The sequence below is a fragment of the Hydrogenophaga sedimenti genome, from assembly GCF_051857515.1.
In the GTDB taxonomy this organism is placed as follows: domain Bacteria; phylum Pseudomonadota; class Gammaproteobacteria; order Burkholderiales; family Burkholderiaceae_C; genus Hydrogenophaga.
On record NZ_JBPZHA010000013.1, the window covers coordinates 1 to 21,935 of the forward strand.

The following is a 21,935-nucleotide window of genomic DNA, read 5'->3' on the forward strand; positions in this document are numbered from 1 at the left end:
AAAACGGGCGGTGCAAACGCAGAAACTGCGTTGAATTCGCTGATTCCGAGTCGCGCTGTTTCATGTCGTGGCAAGCCGCCCGCTATCGGCTGGCGCTAAACGTGTTTTGAACACCATCCCTAGGGCTCGCGTGGAGAATAGTTGTAACGCCCTGCGTGCGCCAGCCCTGAGCGCCTTGCGTGCCCGCTTGTGGTCGCGGGTGTGCCCGAATGACAACGCCGGCCCAGAAAAAAGGCCACCCGAAGGTGGCCTGGTTGTGTCGGTGCGGGTTACATGCCCGAATAGTTGGGTCCGCCGCCACCTTCGGGCGTGACCCAGACGATGTTCTGGGTCGGGTCCTTGATGTCGCAGGTCTTGCAGTGCACGCAGTTCTGCGCGTTGATCACCAGCTGGTCGGCCCCGTCCTTGTTCACGAACTCGTACACCCCGGCCGGGCAGTAGCGGCTCTCGGGGCCGGCGTACTTCGCCAGGTTGATCTTCACCGGCACCGTCGGGTCCTTGAGCGTCAGGTGCGCCGGCTGGTTCTCTTCGTGGTTGGTGTTGGACACGAACACGCTGGAGAGCCGGTCGAAGGTGATCACGCCATCGGGCTTGGGGTAGCTGATCTGCGGCATCTCGTTGGCGGGGCGCAGCTTGGTGTGGTCCCTGGTCGTGTTGTGCAGTGTCCAGGGCGGGGTCTTCACGCCCACCTTGGGCAGGAACCAGTGCTCGATGCCGGTCATCAGCTTGCCCACCAGCGCACCCTTCTTGAACCAGTTCTTGAAGTTGCGGTAGGTCCAGAGCTCCTCGTACAGCCAGCTCTGCGCGAAGGCCACCGGGAAGGCGTTGAGTTCGTCGCTCTGGCGGCCGGAGGCCACGGCGTCGAATGCCGCCTCGGCGCACAGCATGCCGCTCTTGATCGCCGCGTGGCTGCCCTTGATGCGGGCGGCGTTGAGGAAGCCGGCGTCGCAGCCGACCAGCGCACCGCCCGGGAACACCGTCTTGGGCAAGGCCTGCGGCGTGCCGTTGTTCAGGGCGCGGGCACCGTAGCTCAGGCGCCGGCCGCCTTCGATGTGGGCCTTGATGCTGGGGTGGGTCTTCCAGCGCTGCATCTCTTCGAACGGAGAGAGCCAGGGGTTCTGATAGTCCAGCCCGATCACATAACCGAGCGTGACCTTGTTGCCTTCGAGGTGGTAGAGAAAGCCGCCGCCGAAGGCGTCGTCGCCCAGCGGCCAGCCGGCCGTGTGCACCACCATGCCGGGTTTGGCCTTCTCGGCCGGCACTTCCCACAGTTCCTTGATGCCGATGGCAAAGGTCTGGGCGTCCTTGCCGTCGTCCAGCTTGTATTTGGCGATCAGCTGCTTGCCCAGGTGGCCGCGGGCGCCTTCGGCGAACACGGTGTACTTGGCGTGCAGTTCCATGCCGATCTGGAAGTTCTCGGTCGGCTCGCCGTCCTTGCCCACGCCCAGGTTGCCGGTGGCCACGCCCTTGACGGAGCCGTTGTCGTGGTAGAGCACCTCGGCGGCGGTGAAGCCGGGAAAGATCTCCACGCCCAGGGCCTCGGCCTGCTCGGCCAGCCACTTGCTCACCGCGCCCAGGCTGATCACGTAGCAGCCGTGGTTGTGGAAGTTGCGCGGCATCAGCCATTCGGGCGTGCGGGTGGCGCCGGTCTCGGTCAGCACCAGCAGGTCGTCGTGCGTGACGGGCTGGTTCAGCGGCGCGCCCATCTCTTTCCAGTTGGGGAACAGTTCGGTGATGGCGTGCGGGTCCATCACGGCGCCCGAGAGGATGTGGGCGCCGGGCTCGGAGCCTTTCTCCAGCACGCAGACGTTGACTTCCGAGCCTTTCTCGGCGGCCAGCTGCTTGAGGCGGATCGCGGTGGACAGGCCCGCCGGCCCGCCGCCCACCACGACCACGTCGTATTCCATCGCCTCGCGCGGGCCGTAGGTGCTCAGGATCTCTTCGGGGCTCATGTGTCGGGTCTTCCTCTGTGAGTGGCCGGGGCACCGATGCCCTGTGGCCTGTCGTGGTCGTGACGGATTCTAGTGGCCGATGGCGCACAATCCCCGCCACTGGGGCCGCCTTGGCGACCCGTGCACTGTCTTTCGAGGAGTATCTCTAGATGGCTTACAGCCTTGACCTTTCGGGCCGCGTGGCCCTGATCACCGGCGCTTCGGGCGGCCTGGGCGAGCAGTTTGCCAAGACCCTGTCCAAGGCCGGCGCGGCCGTGGTGCTGGCCAGCCGCCGCACCGACCGCCTGATGGCGCTGCGCGCGCACATCGAGGCCGAAGGGGGGGATGCCCATGTGGTCGCGCTGGACGTGACCGACCTGGCGTCGATCAAGGCGGCGATCGCGCACGCCGAGACCGAGGTCGGGCCGATCGACATCCTGGTCAACAACTCGGGGGTGAGCACCACGCAGCGCCTGCAGGACGTGGCCGAAGAGGACTACGACTTCGTGTTCAACACCAACACCAAGGGTGCGTTCTTCGTCGCGCAAGAGGTCGCCAAGCGCATGCTGGCCCGGGCCAAGGGCGCTGCGCCCGGCACCTACGTCGGTGGCCGCATCATCAACATCGCGTCGATGGCCGGCCTGAAGGTGCTGCCGCAGATCGGCGTGTACTGCATGAGCAAGGCCGCCGTGGTGCAGATGACCAAGGCCATGGCGGTCGAGTGGGGCAAGTTCGGCATCAACGTCAATGCGATCTGCCCCGGCTACATCGACACCGAGATCAACCACCAGCACTGGCAGACCGAGCAGGGCCAGAAGCTGATCAACATGTTGCCGCGCAAACGCGTCGGGCAGCCCGCGGATCTCGACGCGATCCTGGTCATGCTGGCCAGCAACGAGAGCCACTTTGTCAACGGAGCGGTGATCGCGGCGGATGACGGTTTCGGTGTCTGAACGCTCCCCGGCGGGTCTGCCGTCCGGCATGGCGGCGGGCATCGCCGCCGGCCTGGGTACGGGTGCGTTCTGGGGAACGACCTTTGTGGCGCCGCTGGTGGCGCCCGGCTTTTCATCGGCGGACTACACGGCCGGGCGCTTCATCGCCTGCGGCCTGTTTTCGCTCGTCTGGCTGTTGTGGCAGACGCTGCGCGCGCTCCCGGGTGCCCGGGTGGCGCTCTGGCCCGACGCGGCGCAGGCCCGTGCCGCCGTGTGGCTGAGCCTGCTGGGCTACACCGGCTATTACCTGCTGCTGGTCTACGGCATCGCCGACGCCGGCGCGCCGCTGCCGGCACTGGTGATCGGCACCTTGCCGCTGTGGATGATGCTGCTGGGCAAACCGGCGCACCTGCGCTGGGCCGCCCTGCTGCCGGGCCTGGTGCTGACCGCGGCCGGCATGGCGCTGATGATCCAGGTCACCTCGGCCGAGGTGGACGCCGGTGGCACGGGCCATTTCTGGCGCGGCATGCTGCTGGCCACCGGCGCCATGCTGAGCTGGTTGGCCTTCGGCATGCTGAATGCCCGCTGGATCCGTCGCCACCCGGACGTCAAGTCCATGGCATGGGCCAACTGGCTGGGCCTGGCGGCCGGTCTCGGCGGGCTCGTGATCTGGCTGGGCTGGGGCACGCCCTGGAACGAACTGCTGTCGCACCCGGGGCTTGGAATCTTCGTTTTTGTCTGCACCTTCACCGGGATCGGTTCGGCCTGGATCGCCTCGGTGCTGTGGAACGTCGCCAGCCGGCGGCTGAGCACCAGTCTGGCGGGGCAGCTGGTCGTGAGCGAAACCGTGTTTGCTCTGATCTATGCCTTCGCCTGGAACGGGGAGTGGCCGGCGACGGCCCAGTTGCTGGCCTGCGTGTTGTTTGTGGCCGGCATCCTGGCGTCGATCCGCGCACACAGATGAACCCCCACGCTCCACCGCTTCGCGGGTCGCTGCCCTCCAAGGGGCGCGTTTCGCCTTCGGGCGGCCCGGCGGCGAAACCTGAGGAATGCCCATGAAACTTGAACTGCCTGCCGAGAAACGCCTGGTGCACGAAATCGTGGTCCCCATCCGCTGGGGCGACATGGACGCCATGGGCCATGTCAACAACACGATCTACTTCCGCTACATGGAGATCGCGCGGCTGGACTGGTTCTTCGGCATGGGTCTGCCGGCCGATCCGCAGGGCGAGGGACCGGTGATCGTCAACGCCTTCTGCAACTTCATCCGGCAGTTCGAGTTTCCGGGCGATGTGCTGGTGCGCACCTACGTGGGGACGATGGGCAAGACCTCGTTCGACACCTTCCACGAGATGCTGCGCACCGACGACCCCAAGACGGTCTACGCCAACGGCGGTGCCACCATCGTCTGGGTCGATTTCCCGCAGCAGAAGTCGGTGCCGATGTCCGAGCAGGCCCGGGCGCTGATCGAAGGCGCCGGGCACCCGCCGCGGCTGGGACGCTGATTCAGCTCATTTCTGTTTCGGCACCCGCCCCATCAGATAGAACTCGGGGTTGGGCAGCATCCCGCTGAAACTGGCCATGCGGTTGGACAGGCCGAAGAAGGCGGTGATGGCGGCAATGTCCCACGCATCTTCGTCGTTGAAGCCGTGGGCGGCGAGGGCTTCGAAGTCGGCATCGTCGATCTCGTGCGAGGCCAGGCAGACCTTCATCGCGAAGTCGAGCATGGCGCGCTGGCGTGGCGGGATGTCGGCCTTGCGGTGGTTCACGGCCACCTGATCGGCCACCAGCGGTTTCTTCTCGTAGATGCGCAGGATCGCGCCGTGCGCCACCACGCAGTACAGGCAGTGGTTGGCCGCGCTGGTGGTGGTGACGATCATTTCGCGCTCGCCCTTGCTCAGGCCCGAGGTGCGGCCCACCGTTTCGGGGGTCATCAGGGCGTCGTGGTAGGCGAAGAACGCACGCCACTCGGCCGGTCGGCGCGCCAGCGCCAGGAAAACGTTGGGCACGAAGCCTGCTTTCTCCTGGACCTCCAGAATCTTGGCCTTGAGGTCGTCGGGCAGGGTGTTCAGGTCGGGCAGGGGGTAGCGTTCGCTCATCGGTGTCTCCGGTCGGGTTCTGGGCATCGGCCAGCTTATCCTCGCCTCTGGATCCGACTCTGACACCTGGGGAACAAATCATGCAAGACGAGCAATACCACCAAGGCCTGAAGACCCGCCGCGAAGTCATGGGCGACGACTTCGTCGACCGTGCCCTGGCCGGCACCACGGCTTTCACCCAGCCGATCCAGGACCACATCTCCCGCGCCGCCTGGGGCGATGTCTGGCAGCGCGAAGGCCTGGACCGCAAGACCCGCAGCCTGATCACGGTCGCCATGCTGACCGCGCTGGGCAAGCAGCACGAGCTCAAGGGCCATGTGGGCGGTGCCCTGAACAACGGCGCCACGGCCGAGGAAATCCAGGAAGTGCTGCTGCACGCGGCCATCTACTGCGGCATTCCCACGGCCGTCGAGGGCTTCCGGACGGCTGCCGAGGTCGTCTCGCCGACCAGCCCCTGAAGTTGTTCATCGAGTCAAAACTGGTTTGATAAAAATTACCTTATTCAAAATTTTGAACATTGTTTAATCAATTGGAGCATCACATGCACAAATCTGCCCGTTCAATCCAGCGCCGTTCGTTCTCTGCACTCATGCTGGCCGCCGTCGGCTGCATGGCATTCAGTGCACAGGCACAGACGTCAACCACCAAAATGCTGGTCGGTTTTCCGCCGGGCGGCGGCACCGATGCCATTGCCCGCATCCTGGCCGAGCGGCTGCAGGCCGACCTGGGCAACCCGGTGGTGGTGGACAACAAGCCCGGTGCCGGCGGCCAGCTGGCGGCGCAGGCCCTCAAGGCGGCGGCGCCCGACGGCCACACCCTGTTCCTCAGCCACGACCACACCATCACCATCCTGCCGATGGTGGTAAAGAGCCCGGGTTACGACTCGGCCAAGGACTTCGTGCCGGTGGCGGGCTTCGCCACCTTCGTGAATGCCATCGCGGTGTCGGGTGGCACGCCGGTGCAGGGCTACAAGGCCTATCTGGACTGGGTGCGCCAGCAGGGCGCGGGCAAGGGTTCGGTCGGCATTCCGGCGCCGGCCTCGGTGCCTCAATTCCTGGTGCAGGAGATCGCCAGGAAGAACGGACTGGACCTGGTGGCCGCACCGTACCGGGGCAGCGCGCCCATGATGGCCGACATGCTGGGCAACCAGATCGCCGCCGGCGTGGCCTCGATCCCCGACTTCATCGAAAACCACAAGGCCGGCAAGCTGCGCGTGGTCGCCGTCATGGGCACCCAGCGCCAGGCGGCGATGCCCGAAGTGCCGACCTTCGCCGAACTCGGCCTCGCCGGTTTTGAAGAGGTGCCGTACTACGGCGTGTTCGCCCCGGCCGGCACGCCCAAGGCGATGCTGGACAAGCTGGGCGCCGCGATCCAGAAGGCGATTGCCGTGCCCGAGGTGAAAGACAAGCTGACCGCCATGGGTCTGAGCGTGGGCTACATGACCGGCGAGCAGCTGGCCGCCCGCGAACGTGCCTATTCGAAGGTCTGGGCCAAGATCATCAAGGACTCGGGCTACCAACCCCAGTGAAACGCTGACTTGAATGGAATGGCACCCAACTTTCCGGAGCGAGGTGCTCTGTTCCAGAACGCGGCGGGGGTTAGCCGAGCAATCGGTGCACCAGATCGGGCGTGCTGTGCGCCTGGTACTTGCGCATCAGCCGCGCCCGGTGGATCTCCACCGTGCGGTGGCTGATGCCCAGCCGCTTGCCGATCTCCTTGCTGGTCAGGCCGTCCATCAGACAGGCGGCCACCTCGCGTTCGCGCGGCGTCAGCGCGGCGCCCACCGTCCGGCGCGCGCTCAGGTCCTCGAAACTCCAGATGCCTGCGGCATGCGGGTCGGACGGGTCCAGCCCGCGCCCGGTCACGTGGCACCAGAAGGTCTCGCCCTTGAAACGTCCGTCCAGCCGCTGCATGATGCGTTCGTCCGCGTAGGTGCCGCCGCGTCCCAGGATGGGCACGATGCGCGCGCCGGTGCGCTCGTACTCGTCGGCGCTGGGGTAGAGGATGCGGAAACTCTGGCCCACCAATTGCTCGCGCGCAGCGCCGAACATTTCGCACAGTGCCTGGTTGCAGTCCACCATGGTGCGCTGGCGCGAGATGGCCAGACCCACGGGTGCCAGGTCGAAGGCGAGACGGTAGCCGATGTCCTCGGGGGCGGCGTTCGGCGGAGTGCTGTTCGGGTTAGCCATTAGGTCGAACTACGTATGCAGATACGTAGTATCGTCCAGCCACTCGATTTTCTCGATCCCTGTTTGTTCAACCACTGGAGTCTTTTCACGTGAACAAGATCTATCCCAGCGCGGCCGAAGCCCTCCAGGGCGTGGTGGCCGACGGCCAGCTGATCGCGGTCGGCGGCTTCGGCCTCTGCGGCATCCCTGAGGCCCTGATCGACGCCCTGCGCGATTCGGGCGTCAAGAACCTGACCGCCATCTCCAACAACGCCGGCGTGGACGACTTCGGTCTGGGCAAGCTGCTGCAGACGCGCCAGATCAAGAAGATGATCTCGTCCTACGTGGGCGAGAACAAGGAGTTCGAGCGCCAGTACCTGGCCGGTGAACTCGAACTCGAATTCACGCCCCAGGGCACGCTGGCCGAGAAGCTGCGCGCCGGCGGCGCCGGCATCCCGGCCTTCTTCACCAAGACCGGCGTCGGCACCCTGGTGGCCGAAGGCAAGGAGCTGCGCGAGTTCGGCGGCGAGACCTACGTGATGGAGCACGCGCTGTTCCCCGAGGTGGCGCTGGTCAAGGCCGACGTGGCCGACAAGTCGGGCAACCTGCGCTTCAACCTGACGGCGCGCAACTTCAACCCGGCCGCCGCCATGGCCGGCAAGATCTGCATCGTCGAGGTCGAGCGCATCGTCCCCACTGGCGAGATCGCGCCCGACGACGTGCACCTGCCCGGCATCTACGTGCACCGCATCGTGCACAACCCCACCCCGGAAAAGCGCATCGAGAAGCGCACCACCCGCGACCGCAAGTAAGGAGCACGACATGCCTTGGACCCAAGACCAGATGGCCGCGCGTGCGGCGAAAGAACTGCAGGACGGTTTCTATGTGAACCTCGGCATCGGCATCCCGACGCTGGTGGCCAACCACGTGCCCGACCACGTCGAGGTGTGGCTGCAGAGCGAGAACGGCATGCTGGGCATCGGCCCCTTCCCCTACGAAGACGAGGTGGATGCCGACCTGATCAACGCCGGCAAACAGACCGTGACCACCATGAAGGGCTCGGCCATCTTCGGCAGCCACGAGAGCTTCGCGATGATCCGCGGCGGCAAGATCAACCTGTCCATCCTGGGCGCCATGCAGGTGACGGCCGAGGGTGACCTGGCCAACTGGATGATCCCCGGCAAGATGGTCAAGGGCATGGGCGGCGCCATGGACCTGGTGGCCGGCGTCAAGCGCGTGATCGTGCTGATGGAGCACGTGGCCAAGAAGAAGGACGGCACCGAAGACCTGAAGATCCTGCCCCAGTGCACCCTGCCGCTGACCGGCAAGGGCGTGGTCGACCGCATCATCACCGACCTGGGCGTGATGGACGTGACGCCCGAAGGCCTGAAGCTGGTGGAGCTGGCCGACGGCGTGACGCGCGAGTTCATCCAGAGCAAGACGGGCGTGCCGCTGGTGTGATGGGGTGGCCCTGGGTCACAGGTCTTTGGTAGTCGTTCCGACGAGCGGTGTGTATCAAAGTGTTTACTTTTTCACGAAGCAACACGTATACTAAAGTTGTTGATTGTGCTTGAGTTAACACCAAAAGGAGTATCACGTGCGTGTTCTGAACAACCAAGAAATGGGTGATGTGGCTGGCGGCTGGTTCTGGTGCTGGTGGGGCTACCGCTCCAGCTGCACGACCACGACCACGACCTGTGAGCCGAAGCCGACTTGCACCACCACGACCACCACTTGTGAGCCGAAGCCGACCTGCACCACCACGACGACCTGTGAGCCAAAGCCGACCTGCGGCACCACGACGCCGCCCCCGGCGCAGGTTCCCTGATCCGGCATCCGGACGACAGGTCAAACAGAAAAAGCACCCTCGGGTGCTTTTTTTGTTTTCGGGTCTCAGGGGTCCAGGCGTTCAGAGACCCGCGCGCCCGGCCGCGAGACCCAGCTGGGTGCGGGCGGAGAGCTGGTCGACCAGGGAGGCCACCCGCTGGCGCCGTGCGTCCGCCAGGGCCGACTGGGCATTCAGCAGCTCCAGCACCGAGCCCACGCCCGCCTTGTACCGGCCCTGCGCCACGCGGTAGGTGCCGCTGGCCGAGACCAGCAGCCGTTCGCTGGCGAGCAGGCTCTGGCGGCTGGTCAGCAGCGCCTGGTGGGCCTGCCAGAGCTGGCTGTCCACATCGCGGCGCGTGCTCTCCAGTTCGGCTTCTTTCGCGCTCTTCTGCGCCATCACCTGGGCCTGCTGTGCCGACGACTCCCGGCCGTTGAACAGCGGAATCGACGCGATCACCGCGGCGTTGGCGGTCGGGATGTTGCCGTTGCCGGCCGCCCCCCAGTTGCGCGAGCTGCCGCCACTGGCACTGACGGTGACCGAGCCACGGGCCTGCGCCTGCAGGGTTTCCAGCCGCGCCTGCAACGCATCCACCTGGGCCTGTGCGGCCCGCAGTTTCGGGTGCTGGCTGCGCGCTTCGCGGCGCAGCTGGGACAGGTCCGGCAGCTCCTTGCCGGGGCGTGTCCAGGCCGTCCATTCGGCCAGCCGCAATGGTTGCTCCACATCACCGCCGAGCGCCAGCGCGATCTTTCCGCGCGAACTCTCCCAGCCGCTCTGGGCTCGCACCCGCTCCAGCGTGGCCTGGGCCAGCGCGGTCTGGGCCTGCAGGCGGTCGATCTGGCTGCCGACCTGCGCTTCGTGGCGGGCCTGCGCAGCGGCGGCCGTCTGGGTGGCGGTGGCTTCGGCCTCGATGGCGGCGTCCAGGGCTGCGGAGGCAACCACCGCTTCGCCATACAGGCGCGTCACTTCCCGCACCGATTCGAGCAGGGCGTTGCCTTGTGTCGCCATCGCGGCGGCCAGTCCGAAGCGGGCCTCCCGCAGGCCGGCACTGCGCTGGCCGAAGTCGAACAGTGCCCAGGACAGACCGACCGACGCTCCGAGGGTTCGGCCAGAGCTGCCCGTGGAGTTGAAATTGCGCGCGCTGCTGTATTCGAGGTTGGCGCTCCAGCTGGGCCAGAACGCGACCTCGCCAAGTTCGACATTGGCCGACTGGGCCGCCACGTCGGCGATCGCCTGCCTCAGGCTCGGGCTCTTGCACAGCGTCAGCGCCAGCGCGTCGCCGAGCGTCAGCCGCTCCCAGGGCGGATTCTGCGTGGCGCCGCAGGCATCGCCGCCGGGCTGCCAGCGCTCGGCCTGTGCGGCCCAGTGGGCGGCGGGCTCGGGCGCTTCCGGCACCACCACCGGCGGTTGCGCCAGCATCGGCGTGAGGCGCAGCGGCTTTTCGCCCGGCTGCGCCTGCGCGGTCGCGGCCAGCGCCGCGAGCGAGAGGGCCAGGGCGGTGCGGGTCAGGGAAAGGGCGGGGCGCGTCATGCGGTACTCACCCATGCCGGGCCTGCTGCGAGCGCTCGGCCACCCGGGCGAAATAGCCCTCGGGCGTGCCGTCGAAGGCGACCCGGCCGCCCTGCATCTCGACCACCCGCTGCGCCGAGCGCAGGGTTTCGGGGCGGTGGGCGATCACGATGCGCGTGACCGGCAAGGCACCGATGGCCTGGTTCACCTGGGCTTCGGATTCGAGGTCGAGGTGGCTGGTGGCTTCGTCGAGGATCAGCAGGCGCGGGCGCTTGTAGAGTGCACGGGCCAGCAGCAGGCGCTGCTTCTGGCCGCCCGAGAGCACGGTGCCCATGTCACCGATCAGGGTCTGGTATCCCATGGGCATGGCTTCGATGTCGCCGTGCAGCGCGGCCATGCTGGCGCATTCGACCATCCACGGGAAATCGGGCTGGGCGTCGAAGAAGCCGATGTTGTCGGCGATCGAACCGGCGAACAGGCTGTCGTCCTGCATCACGGTGGCCACGCCCTGGCGCCAGCGTTCGATGCCGATCTGCGACAGCGGCACGCCGTCGGCCCGGATCTGGCCTTCCAGCGGTGCATAGGTGCCCAGCAGCAGGTTGATCAGCGTGGTCTTGCCGCAGCCGGAGCGGCCGGTGATCGCGACCACCTCGCCCGGGCGGATGTCCAGCGACAGGCCGTCGAGCACCCAGGGCGCCAGGTCGGCGTAGCGGTAGCGCAGCGCGTCGAGCTTCAATGCGGGGCCTTGTCCCTGGTCCGCCGCCGCGGTCAGGTCGCGCGCGCTCAGCCTCTGGGCTTGTGGCATCGCGGGCGTGAGCACCAGATCGGCCAGCCGCTCGGCGTGCAGGCGCAGCATCTTCAGGTCGATGGCCTTGTCGATCAGTGCCGTGACGCGGGTGTCGAACTGGCCGCGGTAGGCGAGGAAGGCCATCAGCATGCCGACCGTGAGTTCGGTCGCCAGGATCTGGCGCGCGCCCAGCCAGACGATCAGCACCATGAAGCCGCCGCTGAGCAGGCCGCGCAGCAGCCGGTAGAAGATCTGCAGCTTCTGCACCTTCAGGTGTGCGTTGGTCGCGTTGACCATCAGCGTCTGCCAGGCGCCCTGGCGCTGGTTCTGCCGGCCGAACAGCTGGATCGCGCGCATGCCGCGGATGGTTTCGAGGAAGTGCGTCGACTGCGAGGCGTCGCGCACCAGCGTCTCCTCCGAGGCCGCGTAGAGCGGGCGGTACCAGAGCAGCCGCATGGCCAGGTACAGCGCGACCGCGATCAGCGACACCAGCGCCAGCGTCGGGCTGTAGACGAACATCAGCACCAGGGTCAGGATCACCAGCAGGCCGTCGAACAGCGCCTCGACAAACGCGGCCGTGAGCGTGCGCTGGATTTCGTCGACCGATCCGGCGCGCGAGACCACGTCGCCCAGGTGCCGGTTCTGGAAGTACGACAGCGGCAGCCGCGTCATGTGCGCGAACACATTGGCCTTCCACTGCAGGCCCACCGAGGTGTTGATCACCATCAGCAGCCAGGAGCGCAGCAGCCCCACCGCCTGCTGGATCAGCATCAGCAGGCCGAAGCCCAGCGCCAGCGTGGTCAGCAGCTGGGTGTCGCGCGCGACCACGACATGGTCGAGCACCCACTGCATGAACAGCGGCGAGACCAGACCGAACACCTCCAGCGCCAGCGACAGCAGCAGCACCTGCGTGAGCGAGGGCCAGAAACCCGAGACCTGGCCGATCAGCTGGGTCAGCCGCACGCGGGTTTTTTCTTCCTTGGGCGCAAAGCCCGGGTTGGGCCAGACCTCCAGCGCCACGCCGGTGAAATGGCGCGAGGTTTCCTCCAGGCTCAGACGGCGTTCGCCGAAGGCCGGGTCGTGCACCACCACATGACCGGCGGCCACCGACTTGAGCACCACGAAGTGGTTGAGGTCCCAGTGCAGGATGGCGGGCAGGCGCAGTTGCGGCAACTCGTCCAGTTCGAGCCGCAGGCCGCGGGTGCCCAGTTGCTCGCGCTGGGCGATGTCGGTCAACGTGGCGAGGGTGACGCCGGTCAGCGACACCGTGTGGCGGGCGCGCAGGGCGGCCAGGTCGGTCGCCGAGCCGTGGTGGTTGAGCACCATCGCCAGGCAGGCCAGGCCGCATTCGGCGGCCTCGGTCTGCAGGATCACGGGCAGGGTGCGGCCCAGGCCGAAAGACAGGCGGTCGGTCCAGCCCGCGGGGTTGGTGGAGGGGCTGGTGCTCATGGTGCGGTGCGGCGGGTCACGCTGAACAGGGGTTCGAGCATCCACTCATAGAGTTTGCGGCGTTCCTGCAGGATGTCGGCGTCCAGCTGCATGCCGGCCTGCAGCGGGCGCAGCTCGCCGTTGGCAGCGATGGTGCTGGCCTTGAGCCTGACCTGGATCGCGAACACCGGCTCGCCCGCGGCCAGACCGGTGGCGGGCAGGCCGGCGAGTTCGCTCGGGTTCACGGCCGAGGTCGAGACGGTGTCCACGGTGCCTTCCTGTTGACCGAACTTCTGGTACGGGAAGGCCTGATAGCGCAACAGCACTTGATCACCGGGGCGCACGAAGCCGATGCTGCTGCTGGGCGCATAGAGCCGCGCCTGCAGTTCGCCCGTGGTGGGCACCAGCGTGAGCAGGGCCTGGTTCACGTCCACGGTCTGGCCGACCTCGGACACCACCAGGGTGGCGCGGCCGGATTCGGGGGCGGTGATCACGACGCGGCGACGGGCCTCGACCTCGGTCAGCTGCTGGTCGGTGGCCGACACGTCGCGTTCGAGCTGGGCCACCTGATTGGCGTTGCGCAGGCGGGTGGCGGTGATGTCCTGCTGCACCTGCCCGAGTTCGCGCTGCACGCCCAGCGCGTCGCGCTCCAGCCCGCGCAGGCGCGAGCGCTGTTCGGTCAGGTCGATGTCTTTCTGCACCAGCTCTTCGCGCGCGATGTAGTCCTGGTCGGCCAGGCTCTGGTAGCGCTTGCGGGTGTCTTCGGCGATGGACAGCCGGGTCTTCTGCTGTTCGATCTGGGCGGCGATCGCCGCGGACTCGCCGCGCAGCGTGTCGGCGCGGCGCTGCAGGTTGGCGAGTTCGTCGTCCTGCACCTTGCGCGAGCGTTCGATTTCCTGTTCGAGCGAGCCTTTGCGGGCGCCGACCTGGCGCGCGATGTCGGCCTGCAGCTCGCGCGCGCCGTCGCCCTGGCGGTCGCTGGTGAGCACATAGAGGATGTCGCCCTTCTTCACCACCTGGCCGTCGGCGACCCGCTTTTCGAGCACCACGCCGGCCTGCGGCGTGTGCACCCGGATCAGGCCGCCGGCCGGCATCAGCTGCCCGGTGACCGTGACGCGGCGGGTGTGGCTGCCAAAGGCGAGGAAGAGGATCACGGCCAGCGCCAGCGCCGCGGCAACCAGGCTCAGCCAGAGCATCGAAATGCGGGGGGTCAGGACGATCTGGCCCAGCAACTGGGTGCGCTGCGCGGCCAGGGCCTCGTCCCTGAACAGCCGCTGGGAAGGCGGGGAAGGGGGGGTCATCGCGGGGTGGGGTCCGGTCGTGTGTCGGTCACACACTGATACAAAAGTTCGACACAGTGTATCGGCAATCCCCGGCCGGCCAGCCAGACAAAAGGGCCCCGAAGGGCCCTTGGCAATCTGGAGCGGGTGAAGGGAATCGAACCCTCGTATGAAGCTTGGGAAGCTGCCGTTCTGCCATTGAACTACACCCGCAGAGCGCCGTAGTTTACTTGAGCACGTCGCCCACGCAGACGTACTTGACTTCGACGTAGTCGTCCATGCCGTAGTGCGAGCCTTCGCGGCCCAGGCCGGACTGCTTGACGCCGCCGAAGGGGACGTGCTCGGTCGCCAGGATGCCGACGTTCACGCCGACCATGCCGTACTCCAGCGCTTCGCTCACGCGGGTGATGCGGCCGATGTCGCGGCTGTAGAAGTAGCTGGCCAGGCCGAACTCGGTGTTGTTCGCGGCGTCGATGGCTTCCTGCTCGGTCTTGAACTTGAACACCGGCGCGAAGGGGCCGAAGGTCTCTTCGCGGGCGCACAGCATGTCGGCCGTGGCGTCGGCCACCACGGTGGGTTCGAAGAACTGGCCTTCCAGGCGCTTGCCGCCGACCAGCACGCGGCCACCCTTGGCCTGCGCGTCGGCCACGTGGCGCTCGACCTTCTGCAGCGCGGCTTCCTCGATCAGCGGGCCCTGGTTCACACCGTCGTCGAAGCCGTTGCCGACCTTGGCGGTCTTGACCTTGGCGGCGAACTTCTCGACGAAGGCGTCGTACACGCCTTCCTGCACATACAGGCGGTTGGAGCAGACGCAGGTCTGGCCGGCGTTGCGGTACTTGCTGGCGAAGGCGCCTTCGACGGCGGAGTCGAGGTCGGCGTCGTCGAACACGATGAAGGGCGCGTTGCCGCCGAGTTCCAGCGACATCTTCTTGATCGTCGGCGCGCTCTGCGCCATCAGGATGCGGCCGACTTCGGTCGAGCCGGTGAAGCTGATGTGGCGCACCACGTCCGACGCGCAGATCGCCTTGCCCACGGCGATCGAGTTCTGGTCGTCGGCGGTGACGATGTTGAGCACACCGGCCGGGATGCCGGCGCGGATGGCCAGCTCGGCGGCGGCCAGGGCGGTCAGCGGGGTCAGCTCGGCGGGCTTGATGACCACCGGGCAGCCGGCGGCCAGCGCGGGCGCGACCTTGCGCGTGATCATGGCCAGCGGGAAGTTCCAGGGCGTGATGGCCGCGCAGACGCCGATCGGCTGCTTGAGGATCATCAGGCGGCGGTTGTTGTCGAACTGCGGCAGGGTCTCGCCGTTGACGCGCTTGGCTTCTTCGGCAAACCACTCGACGAAGCTGGCGCCGTAGGCGACTTCGCCCTTGGCTTCGGCCAGCGGCTTGCCCTGTTCGGCGGTCATCAGGCGGCCCAGGTCGTCCTGGTTGGCCATCAGCAGGTCGAACCACTTGCGCAGGATGATGCTGCGCTCCTTGGCGGTCTTGTTCTTCCAGGGGCCCCAGGCGGCGTTGGCCGCGGCGATGGCCTTCTCGGCGTCGGCCGGGCCGAGGTTGGCGACGTCGGCGAGCTTCAGGCCGGTGGCCGGGTCGAGCACGTCAAAGCGGCTGGCGCCCTGGACCCATTCGCCGTTGATCAGGCCGTCGGTCTTGAGCAGGGTCGGGTCCTTGAGCAGGGCCAGGGGGGAAGTCTTCATGTCCATGCGGGTCTCCTTGGATGCGATGGGAGGATTTTATTTAACTTGTTAAACAATTGCGACCGGGAGGTATTGAAACACCACCGGCCGGGCGGGAAATCGAACGGGTTCTACTTGAGCAGATCGGCCAGCTTCTTCTCGATCGGCGCACCGTTGGCCACCCAGTACGACGGGCTGAAGGCCAGCGAGCGGCGCAGGTTGCCAGGGGCCGAGGGCAGGTCGCTGGGCGCCATCGACAGGTCGATCAGGTGCTTGTCGTCGGGCACGCGCTTGCGGCCGGTGTCGTAGGCGAGGATCGCGTTGTAGTTGGTCGGCCCGTAGGTGATCTCGCGCGAGAAGGCCAGCTGTGCCTGGTCCGAGGTCGCGAAGTTCACGAAGGCACGCGCCTGGTCGGCGCGTGGCGAGCCCTTGACGATGGCCCAGTAGTCGAGGTCGTAGATGGCGTCGTTCCAGGCGATGGTCAGGCCACCGGCGCCGTCGGTCACGGCGGCCGAGATGCGGCCGTTGTAGGCGGTGCTCATCACCCACTCGCCGCTGGCCAGCGCCTTGGGCGGCTGCGAGCCGGACTCCCACCAGACGATGTGGGGCTTGAGCTGCTGCAGCTTGTTGAGCGCGCGCTGCAGGCCGGCCTCGGTGGCCAGCGTGGCGTAGACATCGCGGCGGTGCACGCCGTCGGCCATCAGCGCGAATTCGAGGTTGTAGCGGGCGCCCTTGCGCATGCCGCGCTTGCCGGGGAATTTCTTGACGTCCCAGAAATCGGCCCAGCTGGTGGGCGCGGTCTTCAGCTTCTCGCTGTTGTAGGCCATCACGGTCGACCACACAAAGGCGCCGACGCCGCAGGCCTGCACGCTGCCGGGCATGAGCATCGACGCGTTCTTGACCTGGGCCTTGTCGAAGGGCTCGAACAGACCTTCCTTGCAGCCCACGGTCAGCTCCGACGACTCCACCTCGACCACGTCCCAGGTGGGCTTCTTCGCCTGCACCATCTTGCGCACCGCGCCGAGGTCACCGTCGTACTCCACGCCCTGGGCGGCCGTGTTCGACTCGCGGGCGAAGGGCTTGAGGAACGCGACTTCCTGGGCCTTGCCGTTGGCACCACCGAAATTGGCGACCACCAGCGGCGCCGTCTGGGCCGAGGCCACCACGGGCAGTGCGATGCTCAACAGGAAGAGGCGGGCGAATGGCATGTTGGTGATTCGCGCCGGGGCGCGCGTTGGGGGCTTGGGGCCTGGGGAAAGAGACCGTGTCGGAGAGGCGGTGCGCAAGTGTGACAGTGCGGCCTCAACGCATCTCGATCTCAACGAACACCACTTCGTGCCCGGTGGGATTGATGACGTTGTGCTCCACGCCCACATTGCGGGTGTACGACTGGCCCGGCGTCAGCGGGGCCGTGCGGTTGCCGTCGGGCGTTTCCAGCAGCAGCTCGCCGCCGGTCATGGGCACGACCACGTAGTCGTGTGCGTGGCGGTGCCAGCCGGTCTCGGCGCCCGGGGCAAAACGCCATTCGGTGACGATCACGCGGTCGTTGGAGATCTGGACCGTGGGGACGGCTTGCGGGCGGCTCATGGGGGATTCCTCGGGTTCAGCGGTAGGCCACGCCGGGCAACACGCACAGCATTTCAAACAGCAGGTTGGCGCCCAGCAGCGCGGTGTTGCCGCTGGTGTCGTAGGCGGGCGAGACCTCGACCAGGTCGCAGCCGACCAGGTTCAGGCCGCGACAACCGCGCACGATTTCCAGCGCCTGCGGCACGTTCAGGCCGCCGATCTCGGGTGTGCCGGTGCCACCGGCGTAGGCCGGGTCGATGCCGTCGATGTCGAAGCTGAGGTATGTGGGTGTGTCCGGACCGATCTTCGCGCGGATGTCGGCCATCAGCGGCGCGAGCGACTGCCACCAGACCTCGTGCGCCGGCACGATGGTGAAGCCCTGCTGGCGCGGCCAGTCGAAGTCTTCGGCCGAATAGCCGCTGCCGCGCAGGCCGATCTGCCAGACCTTGTCGCCGATCAGCAGGCCTTCTTCCACCGCGCGGCGGAACGGCGTGCCGTGGGCGATGCGCTCGCCGAACATGTCGGGGTTGACGTCGGCGTGGGCGTCCACATGGATCAGCGCCACCGGGCCGTGTTTGGCCTTCATGGCGCGCAGGATGGGCAGGGCGATGGTGTGGTCACCGCCCAGCGTGAGCGGAATGCAGCCGGCGTCGATGATGGGCTTGTAGTGCTGCTCGATGATGTCGACCGACTTCAGCAGGTGGTAGGTGTTGATCGGCACGTCGCCCAGGTCGGCCACCTGCAGCGCGTCAAACGGCGCGGCACCGGTCGCCATGTTGTAGGGGCGGATCAGGCAGGACTCGGCGCGGATCTGGCGCGGGCCGAAGCGCGCCCCCGGGCGGTGGCTGGTGCCGATGTCCAGCGGCACGCCGATGAAGCCGGCGTTCAGGCCCACGGCCGAGGTGGCCACCGGCAGCCGCATCATGCTGGCGATGCCGCCAAAGCGCGGCATCTCATTGCCGCCCAGCGGCTGGTGGAACGCGGTGGGTTCACTCATGGGTTCAGGCACGGGGGCGTGTCAGCTGGAAGTCCAGATGCGCCTTCACGCTGGGCCATTCGTGCGCCACGATGCTGTAGACACAGGTGTCGCGCAGCGCGCCTTTGGCGCCGGGGTGCGGGTTGATCTGGTGGCTGCGCAGCACGCCGTCGAGTTTGGCGCCCAGGCGTTCGATGCCTTTTCGGCTTTGCTGGTTGAACCAGTGGGTGCGGAACTCGACCGCGATGCAGTCCAGTACCTCGAAAGCGTGGGCCAGCAGCAGGCGCTTGCATTGTGTGTTGATCGGGCTGCGCTGCACCGCGCTGCGGTACCAGGTGGAGCCGATCTCGACGCGGCGGTTGCCGGCGTCGATGTTCATGTAGGTCGTCATGCCCACGGCCTTGCCGCTGGGGTCCAGCACGGCGAAGGGCAACATGCTGCCGGTCTTCTGCAAGCCCAGGCGGCGCTGGATCTCGGCGGCCATGCCCTCGGGCGTGGGGATGGCGGTGTACCAGAGCTTCCAGAGCTCACCGTCACGCACCGCCTCGACCAGATCGTCGTGGTGCTCGGAGCGCAGGGGCACCAGCTTGGCGTGCTGGCCGGTGAGTGTGGTGTCGGTGGTGAAGGGCATGTGGGAGTCGTCGTCTGAATCGTGTTTACTTGCGGCGACCGCGCAGCCACTCCAGCGTCAGCATCAGCGCGGTGGTGAACAGGATCAGCAGCGTGGCGACGGCGGCAATGGTGGGCGAGATGTTTTCGCGGATGCCAGTGAACATCTGGCGCGGCAGCGTCACCTGCTCGGGGCCGGCGAGGAACAGGGTCACGACCACTTCGTCGAACGAGGTGGCGAAGGCGAACAGCGCGCCCGAGATCACGCCCGGTGCGATGACCGGCAGCGTCACGCGGAAGAAGGTCTCCAGCGGGCTGGCGCCCAGGCTCAGGCTGGCCTTGACCAGGTTCTGGTTGAAGCTCTGCAACGTGGCCAGCACGGTGGTCACGACGAACGGCGCACCCAGCGCGGCGTGCACCAGGATCAGGCCCAGGTAGGAGTCGTTCAGGCCCCAGCGCGCGAAGTACAGGTAGGTCGAGACACCGACCACCACGATGGGCACCACCATCGGCGCGATCAGCAGGCCGGTGATGAAGCTCTTGCCCATGAACTTGGTGTGGGCCAGGCCCATGGCCGCCAGCGTGCCCAGGGTCGTGGCCAGCAGCGTGGCCAGCGGCGCGACGATGAAGCTGTTGCGGGTGGCGCGCGACCAGTCGCTGGAGGCGAACATCTCGCGGTACCACTTCAGCGACCAGCCCTCGATGGGGTAGGCGAGGAAGGACGAGTCGCTGAACGACAGCGGAATGATCACCACCACCGGCAGCAGCAGAAAGGCCAGCACGGCCACGCCGCCGCCGCGCAGGGCGAACCAGCCGAGCTTGTCGAGCAGCGTGTAGTAAGCGGGAAAGTCGGGCAGTTTGAACATCTTCATTTCCTGATCAGCCGAGACTCAGTTCAGACTTCGAGACCTTGCGGTAGATCGCGTACAGCACCAGGGTCGCTGTCAGCAGCACGCCGCCGAGCGCACAGGCCATGCCCCAGTTGACTTCGACGTTGGTGTACTGCGCGACGTAGTAGCTCAGCATCTGGTCGCCCGCGCCGCCCAGCAGGGCCGGCGTCACGTAGTAGCCGATCGAGGTGATGAAGACCAGCAGGCCACCGGCGGCGACGCCCGGGTAGGTCTGCGGCAGGTAGACGCGCACGAAGGCTGCGAACGGTGCGCTGCCCAGCGAGATGGCGGCGCGCAGGTAGTTCGGCGGCACCGACTTCATGACGCTGTACAGCGGCAGGATGGCGAACGGCAGCAGGATGTGCACCATCGCGATGATCACGCCTACGCGGTTGAACAGCAGCGGGATCGGCGTGTCGGTGATGCCCAGCCAGATGAAGAAGCGGTTGATCAGGCCGTTGTTCTGCAGCAGCACGATCCAGGCGGCGATGCGCACCAGCACCGAGGTCCAGAACGGCAGCAGCACCAGGATCAGCAGCATGTTGGCCTTGCGCTCGGACAGCGTCGAAAGCCAGTAGGCCAGCGGGTAGGCCAGCAGCAGGCAGAAGAACGTGACGACCGCGCTCATCTGGAAGGTGCGGCCCAGGATGTCGCTGAATGCGGCTTCGTCGGCGGGAACCTTGATGATCTCGCCCTGTGGTGTGCGCCGCAGGTCGACCGCGGCCAGCAGGTAGTCGGGGGTCCAGCGCGAACTGTTTTTCGCGATGGCCTGCCAGTAGGGCAGCTCTTCCCAGCGCGCATCGGTCTCGATGAGCTTGGTGCGGGCCTGCTCGGACGTCAGGTCCTTGGACATCTCTTCCGATTGCAGGGCACGGTAGGTGCCCATGATCAGCGAGCGCCCGCCGGGCACTTCGCTGTTGAGGCGCCGCGCCAGCACGCCGGCCTGCGCGGTCTCCTTGATGCCCGAAATGTCGGTCATCACCGCCGCAAACGCGGCGGAGGGGGGCGGGCTGTTGCGGTCCCAGCCGGCCAGCGCCTGCCCGGTGTGGGGCAGGACGTCGGCGACTTCGGGGTTCTCAACCGCCCGCACCAGCAATGACGCCAGCGGAACCAGGAAAAACACGACCAGGAAGGCCAGCAACGGCAGCGTGAGCGCCACCGCGCGCTGTTTGCGCCGACGTTCGGCGCGACGCAGCTGCGTGGCCAGGTCCAGGGTTCCGCCGGCCATCATCATTGCGCTGCCCAGGCCGAGAAGCGCTTCTCCAGGGCTTCACCCTGGTCGGCCCAGAAGCCGATGCCGAACTGCAGTGCGTCCTTGCTGTTGGCGGCGGACGTCGGCAGCAGACCCAGCACCTTGGCGTCCAGCTTGGACAGTGCCTTGTTGTTGGTCGGGCCGTAGCTGATGTTCTTGGCGTATTCGGCCTGCGCTTCGGGCGTGCTGGCGGCGGCGATGAACTTCACCGCGGCGTCCTTGTTGGGCGTGCCCTTCGGGATCACCCAGTAGTCCAGGTCATAGATGCCACCGGTCCAGGTGATCTTGAGGTTCTTGCCTTCGCGCTGGGCGGCGTCGATGCGGCCGTTGTAGGCGGTGGTCATGGTCACGTCACCGGCGACCAGGAACTGGGGCGGCTGCGCGCCGGCTTCCCACCACTGGATGTTCGGCTTGAGTTCGGTCATCTTCTTGAACGCGCGCTCGGCGCCTTCCTTGGTGGCCAGCACCTTGTAGACGTCGGCCGGCTTGACGCCGTCGGCCATCAGGGCGAACTCGAGGTTGTAGCGGGCGCCCTTGCGCATGCCGCGCTTGCCCGGGAATTTCTTGGTGTCCCAGAAGTCGGCCCAGGTCACCGGAGCGTCCTTGAGCTTGTCGCCGTTGTAGGCCATCACGGTGGACCACACGAAGGTGCCCACGCCGCATTCGTGCACGGCAGCCTTCTGGAAGTCGGCCTTGTTGCCGACCTTGGCCCAGTCCAGCTTCTCGAACAGACCTTCGTCGCAGCCGCGGTTGATGTCCGGGCTTTCCACTTCGACCACGTCCCAGGTGACCTTCTTGGTCTCGACCATGGCCTTGATCTTGGCCTGCTCGCCGTTGTACTCGACAGCGGTGATCTTGCCGCCGGCCTTCTCGAAGGGCTCGAAGTAAGCCTTCTTCTGCGCAGCACCGTTGGCGCCGCCGAAGTTGACCACGGTCAGGTTCTGGGCCATGGCGGGCAAGGCCACGAGGGCAGCCACGGCAATCAGCACGGGTTTCAGTTTCATC

22 protein-coding genes and 1 tRNA gene are annotated in these 21,935 nt (G+C 66.9%); 7 read left to right on the forward strand and 16 right to left on the reverse strand.

The features are described from left to right. Nucleotides 1–269: 269 nt before the first annotated feature. The gene (locus ACS5NL_RS18990; protein ID WP_439355543.1) at nt 270–1,952 is read right to left on the reverse strand and encodes an electron transfer flavoprotein-ubiquinone oxidoreductase; all 1,683 of its coding nucleotides are present in this window, start codon (nt 1,950–1,952) and stop codon (nt 270–272) included. Between the two features lie 149 nt (nt 1,953–2,101). Between ACS5NL_RS18990 and ACS5NL_RS18995 the strand changes: the two genes are divergently transcribed. From ACS5NL_RS18995 to ACS5NL_RS19005, 3 genes are all read left to right on the forward strand, one after another. Beyond that, complete coding sequence (locus tag ACS5NL_RS18995) at nt 2,102–2,884, forward strand: SDR family oxidoreductase (RefSeq protein WP_439355544.1); 783 nt, start codon at nt 2,102–2,104, stop codon at nt 2,882–2,884. Next, the gene (locus tag ACS5NL_RS19000) at nt 2,877–3,827 is read left to right on the forward strand and encodes a DMT family transporter (protein WP_439355545.1); all 951 of its coding nucleotides are present in this window, start codon (nt 2,877–2,879) and stop codon (nt 3,825–3,827) included. The genes ACS5NL_RS18995 and ACS5NL_RS19000 overlap by 8 nt, the downstream gene beginning before the upstream one ends. Nucleotides 3,828–3,918: 91 nt before the next feature. Then, nucleotides 3,919–4,368 (forward strand): acyl-CoA thioesterase, encoded by a 450-nt coding sequence (locus tag ACS5NL_RS19005; RefSeq protein ID WP_439355546.1) that lies wholly within the window; start codon nt 3,919–3,921, stop codon nt 4,366–4,368. 6 nt (nt 4,369–4,374) lie between these two features. Here ACS5NL_RS19005 and ACS5NL_RS19010 read toward each other — a convergent pair whose 3' ends face one another. Further along, nucleotides 4,375–4,962, reverse strand: a complete 588-nt coding sequence (locus ACS5NL_RS19010) for a peroxidase-related enzyme (protein ID WP_439355547.1) — start codon at nt 4,960–4,962, stop codon at nt 4,375–4,377. A gap of 80 nt (nt 4,963–5,042) precedes the next feature. On the opposite strand from ACS5NL_RS19010, the gene pcaC reads away from it, so the two are divergent. After that, nucleotides 5,043–5,420, forward strand: coding sequence for a 4-carboxymuconolactone decarboxylase (gene pcaC / locus ACS5NL_RS19015; RefSeq protein WP_439355548.1), 378 nt, complete (start codon nt 5,043–5,045; stop codon nt 5,418–5,420). 131 nt (nt 5,421–5,551) lie between these two features. Beyond that, nucleotides 5,552–6,490 (forward strand): Bug family tripartite tricarboxylate transporter substrate binding protein, encoded by a 939-nt coding sequence (locus ACS5NL_RS19020; protein WP_439355668.1) that lies wholly within the window; start codon nt 5,552–5,554, stop codon nt 6,488–6,490. A gap of 70 nt (nt 6,491–6,560) precedes the next feature. On the opposite strand, the gene ACS5NL_RS19025 is transcribed toward ACS5NL_RS19020, so the two are convergent. Beyond that, entirely contained in the window at nt 6,561–7,151 is a 591-nt protein-coding gene (locus ACS5NL_RS19025; protein ID WP_439355549.1) for a LuxR C-terminal-related transcriptional regulator, read from the reverse strand. Between the two features lie 89 nt (nt 7,152–7,240). Here ACS5NL_RS19025 and ACS5NL_RS19030 point away from each other — a divergent pair, with 89 nt between their 5' ends. Together ACS5NL_RS19030 and ACS5NL_RS19035 are read left to right on the forward strand one after the other, a co-directional pair. Beyond that, a complete protein-coding gene (locus tag ACS5NL_RS19030) occupies nt 7,241–7,942 on the forward strand; it encodes a CoA transferase subunit A (RefSeq protein ID WP_439355550.1) in 702 nt (233 codons plus the stop codon). A gap of 10 nt (nt 7,943–7,952) precedes the next feature. Then, on the forward strand, nt 7,953–8,591 hold the full coding sequence (locus ACS5NL_RS19035; RefSeq protein WP_439355551.1) for a 3-oxoacid CoA-transferase subunit B: 639 nt from the start codon (nt 7,953–7,955) through the stop codon (nt 8,589–8,591). Nucleotides 8,592–8,792: 201 nt separating this feature from the next. On the opposite strand, the gene ACS5NL_RS19040 is transcribed toward ACS5NL_RS19035, so the two are convergent. From ACS5NL_RS19040 to ACS5NL_RS19100, 13 genes are all read right to left on the reverse strand, one after another. Further along, the gene (locus ACS5NL_RS19040; RefSeq protein WP_439355552.1) at nt 8,793–8,966 is read right to left on the reverse strand and encodes a hypothetical protein; all 174 of its coding nucleotides are present in this window, start codon (nt 8,964–8,966) and stop codon (nt 8,793–8,795) included. Nucleotides 8,967–9,039: 73 nt separating this feature from the next. Next, nucleotides 9,040–10,485 carry a TolC family protein gene (locus tag ACS5NL_RS19045; protein WP_439355553.1) on the reverse strand — a complete coding sequence of 482 codons (1,446 nt, stop codon included), beginning with the start codon at nt 10,483–10,485 and terminating at the stop codon, nt 9,040–9,042. A 7-nt stretch (nt 10,486–10,492) separates the two neighbouring features. Further along, entirely contained in the window at nt 10,493–12,700 is a 2,208-nt protein-coding gene (locus tag ACS5NL_RS19050; RefSeq protein ID WP_439355554.1) for a peptidase domain-containing ABC transporter, read from the reverse strand. Continuing rightward, nucleotides 12,697–13,980 carry an HlyD family secretion protein gene (locus ACS5NL_RS19055; protein ID WP_439355555.1) on the reverse strand — a complete coding sequence of 428 codons (1,284 nt, stop codon included), beginning with the start codon at nt 13,978–13,980 and terminating at the stop codon, nt 12,697–12,699. The genes ACS5NL_RS19050 and ACS5NL_RS19055 overlap by 4 nt, the downstream gene beginning before the upstream one ends. Nucleotides 13,981–14,098: 118 nt before the next feature. Then, nucleotides 14,099–14,172: transfer RNA gene (locus ACS5NL_RS19060), tRNA-Gly, on the reverse strand. A gap of 13 nt (nt 14,173–14,185) precedes the next feature. After that, the gene (locus ACS5NL_RS19065; RefSeq protein WP_439355556.1) at nt 14,186–15,664 is read right to left on the reverse strand and encodes an NAD-dependent succinate-semialdehyde dehydrogenase; all 1,479 of its coding nucleotides are present in this window, start codon (nt 15,662–15,664) and stop codon (nt 14,186–14,188) included. A gap of 104 nt (nt 15,665–15,768) precedes the next feature. Next, nucleotides 15,769–16,845, reverse strand: coding sequence for an ABC transporter substrate-binding protein (locus tag ACS5NL_RS19070; RefSeq protein WP_439355557.1), 1,077 nt, complete (start codon nt 16,843–16,845; stop codon nt 15,769–15,771). A 94-nt stretch (nt 16,846–16,939) separates the two neighbouring features. Beyond that, nucleotides 16,940–17,224 carry a cupin domain-containing protein gene (locus tag ACS5NL_RS19075; RefSeq protein WP_439355558.1) on the reverse strand — a complete coding sequence of 95 codons (285 nt, stop codon included), beginning with the start codon at nt 17,222–17,224 and terminating at the stop codon, nt 16,940–16,942. 16 nt (nt 17,225–17,240) lie between these two features. Further along, nucleotides 17,241–18,200, reverse strand: a complete 960-nt coding sequence (speB, locus tag ACS5NL_RS19080) for an agmatinase (RefSeq protein ID WP_439355559.1) — start codon at nt 18,198–18,200, stop codon at nt 17,241–17,243. Between the two features lie 4 nt (nt 18,201–18,204). Then, complete coding sequence (locus ACS5NL_RS19085) at nt 18,205–18,810, reverse strand: GNAT family N-acetyltransferase (RefSeq protein ID WP_439355560.1); 606 nt, start codon at nt 18,808–18,810, stop codon at nt 18,205–18,207. Between the two features lie 25 nt (nt 18,811–18,835). Further along, complete coding sequence (locus ACS5NL_RS19090; protein ID WP_439355561.1) at nt 18,836–19,654, reverse strand: ABC transporter permease; 819 nt, start codon at nt 19,652–19,654, stop codon at nt 18,836–18,838. Nucleotides 19,655–19,667: 13 nt separating this feature from the next. Then, nucleotides 19,668–20,909 (reverse strand): ABC transporter permease, encoded by a 1,242-nt coding sequence (locus tag ACS5NL_RS19095; protein WP_439355669.1) that lies wholly within the window; start codon nt 20,907–20,909, stop codon nt 19,668–19,670. Further along, entirely contained in the window at nt 20,909–21,934 is a 1,026-nt protein-coding gene (locus ACS5NL_RS19100; protein ID WP_439355562.1) for an ABC transporter substrate-binding protein, read from the reverse strand. Before ACS5NL_RS19100 ends, ACS5NL_RS19095 begins: the two co-directional genes overlap by 1 nt. Nucleotide 21,935 lies beyond the last annotated feature (1 nt).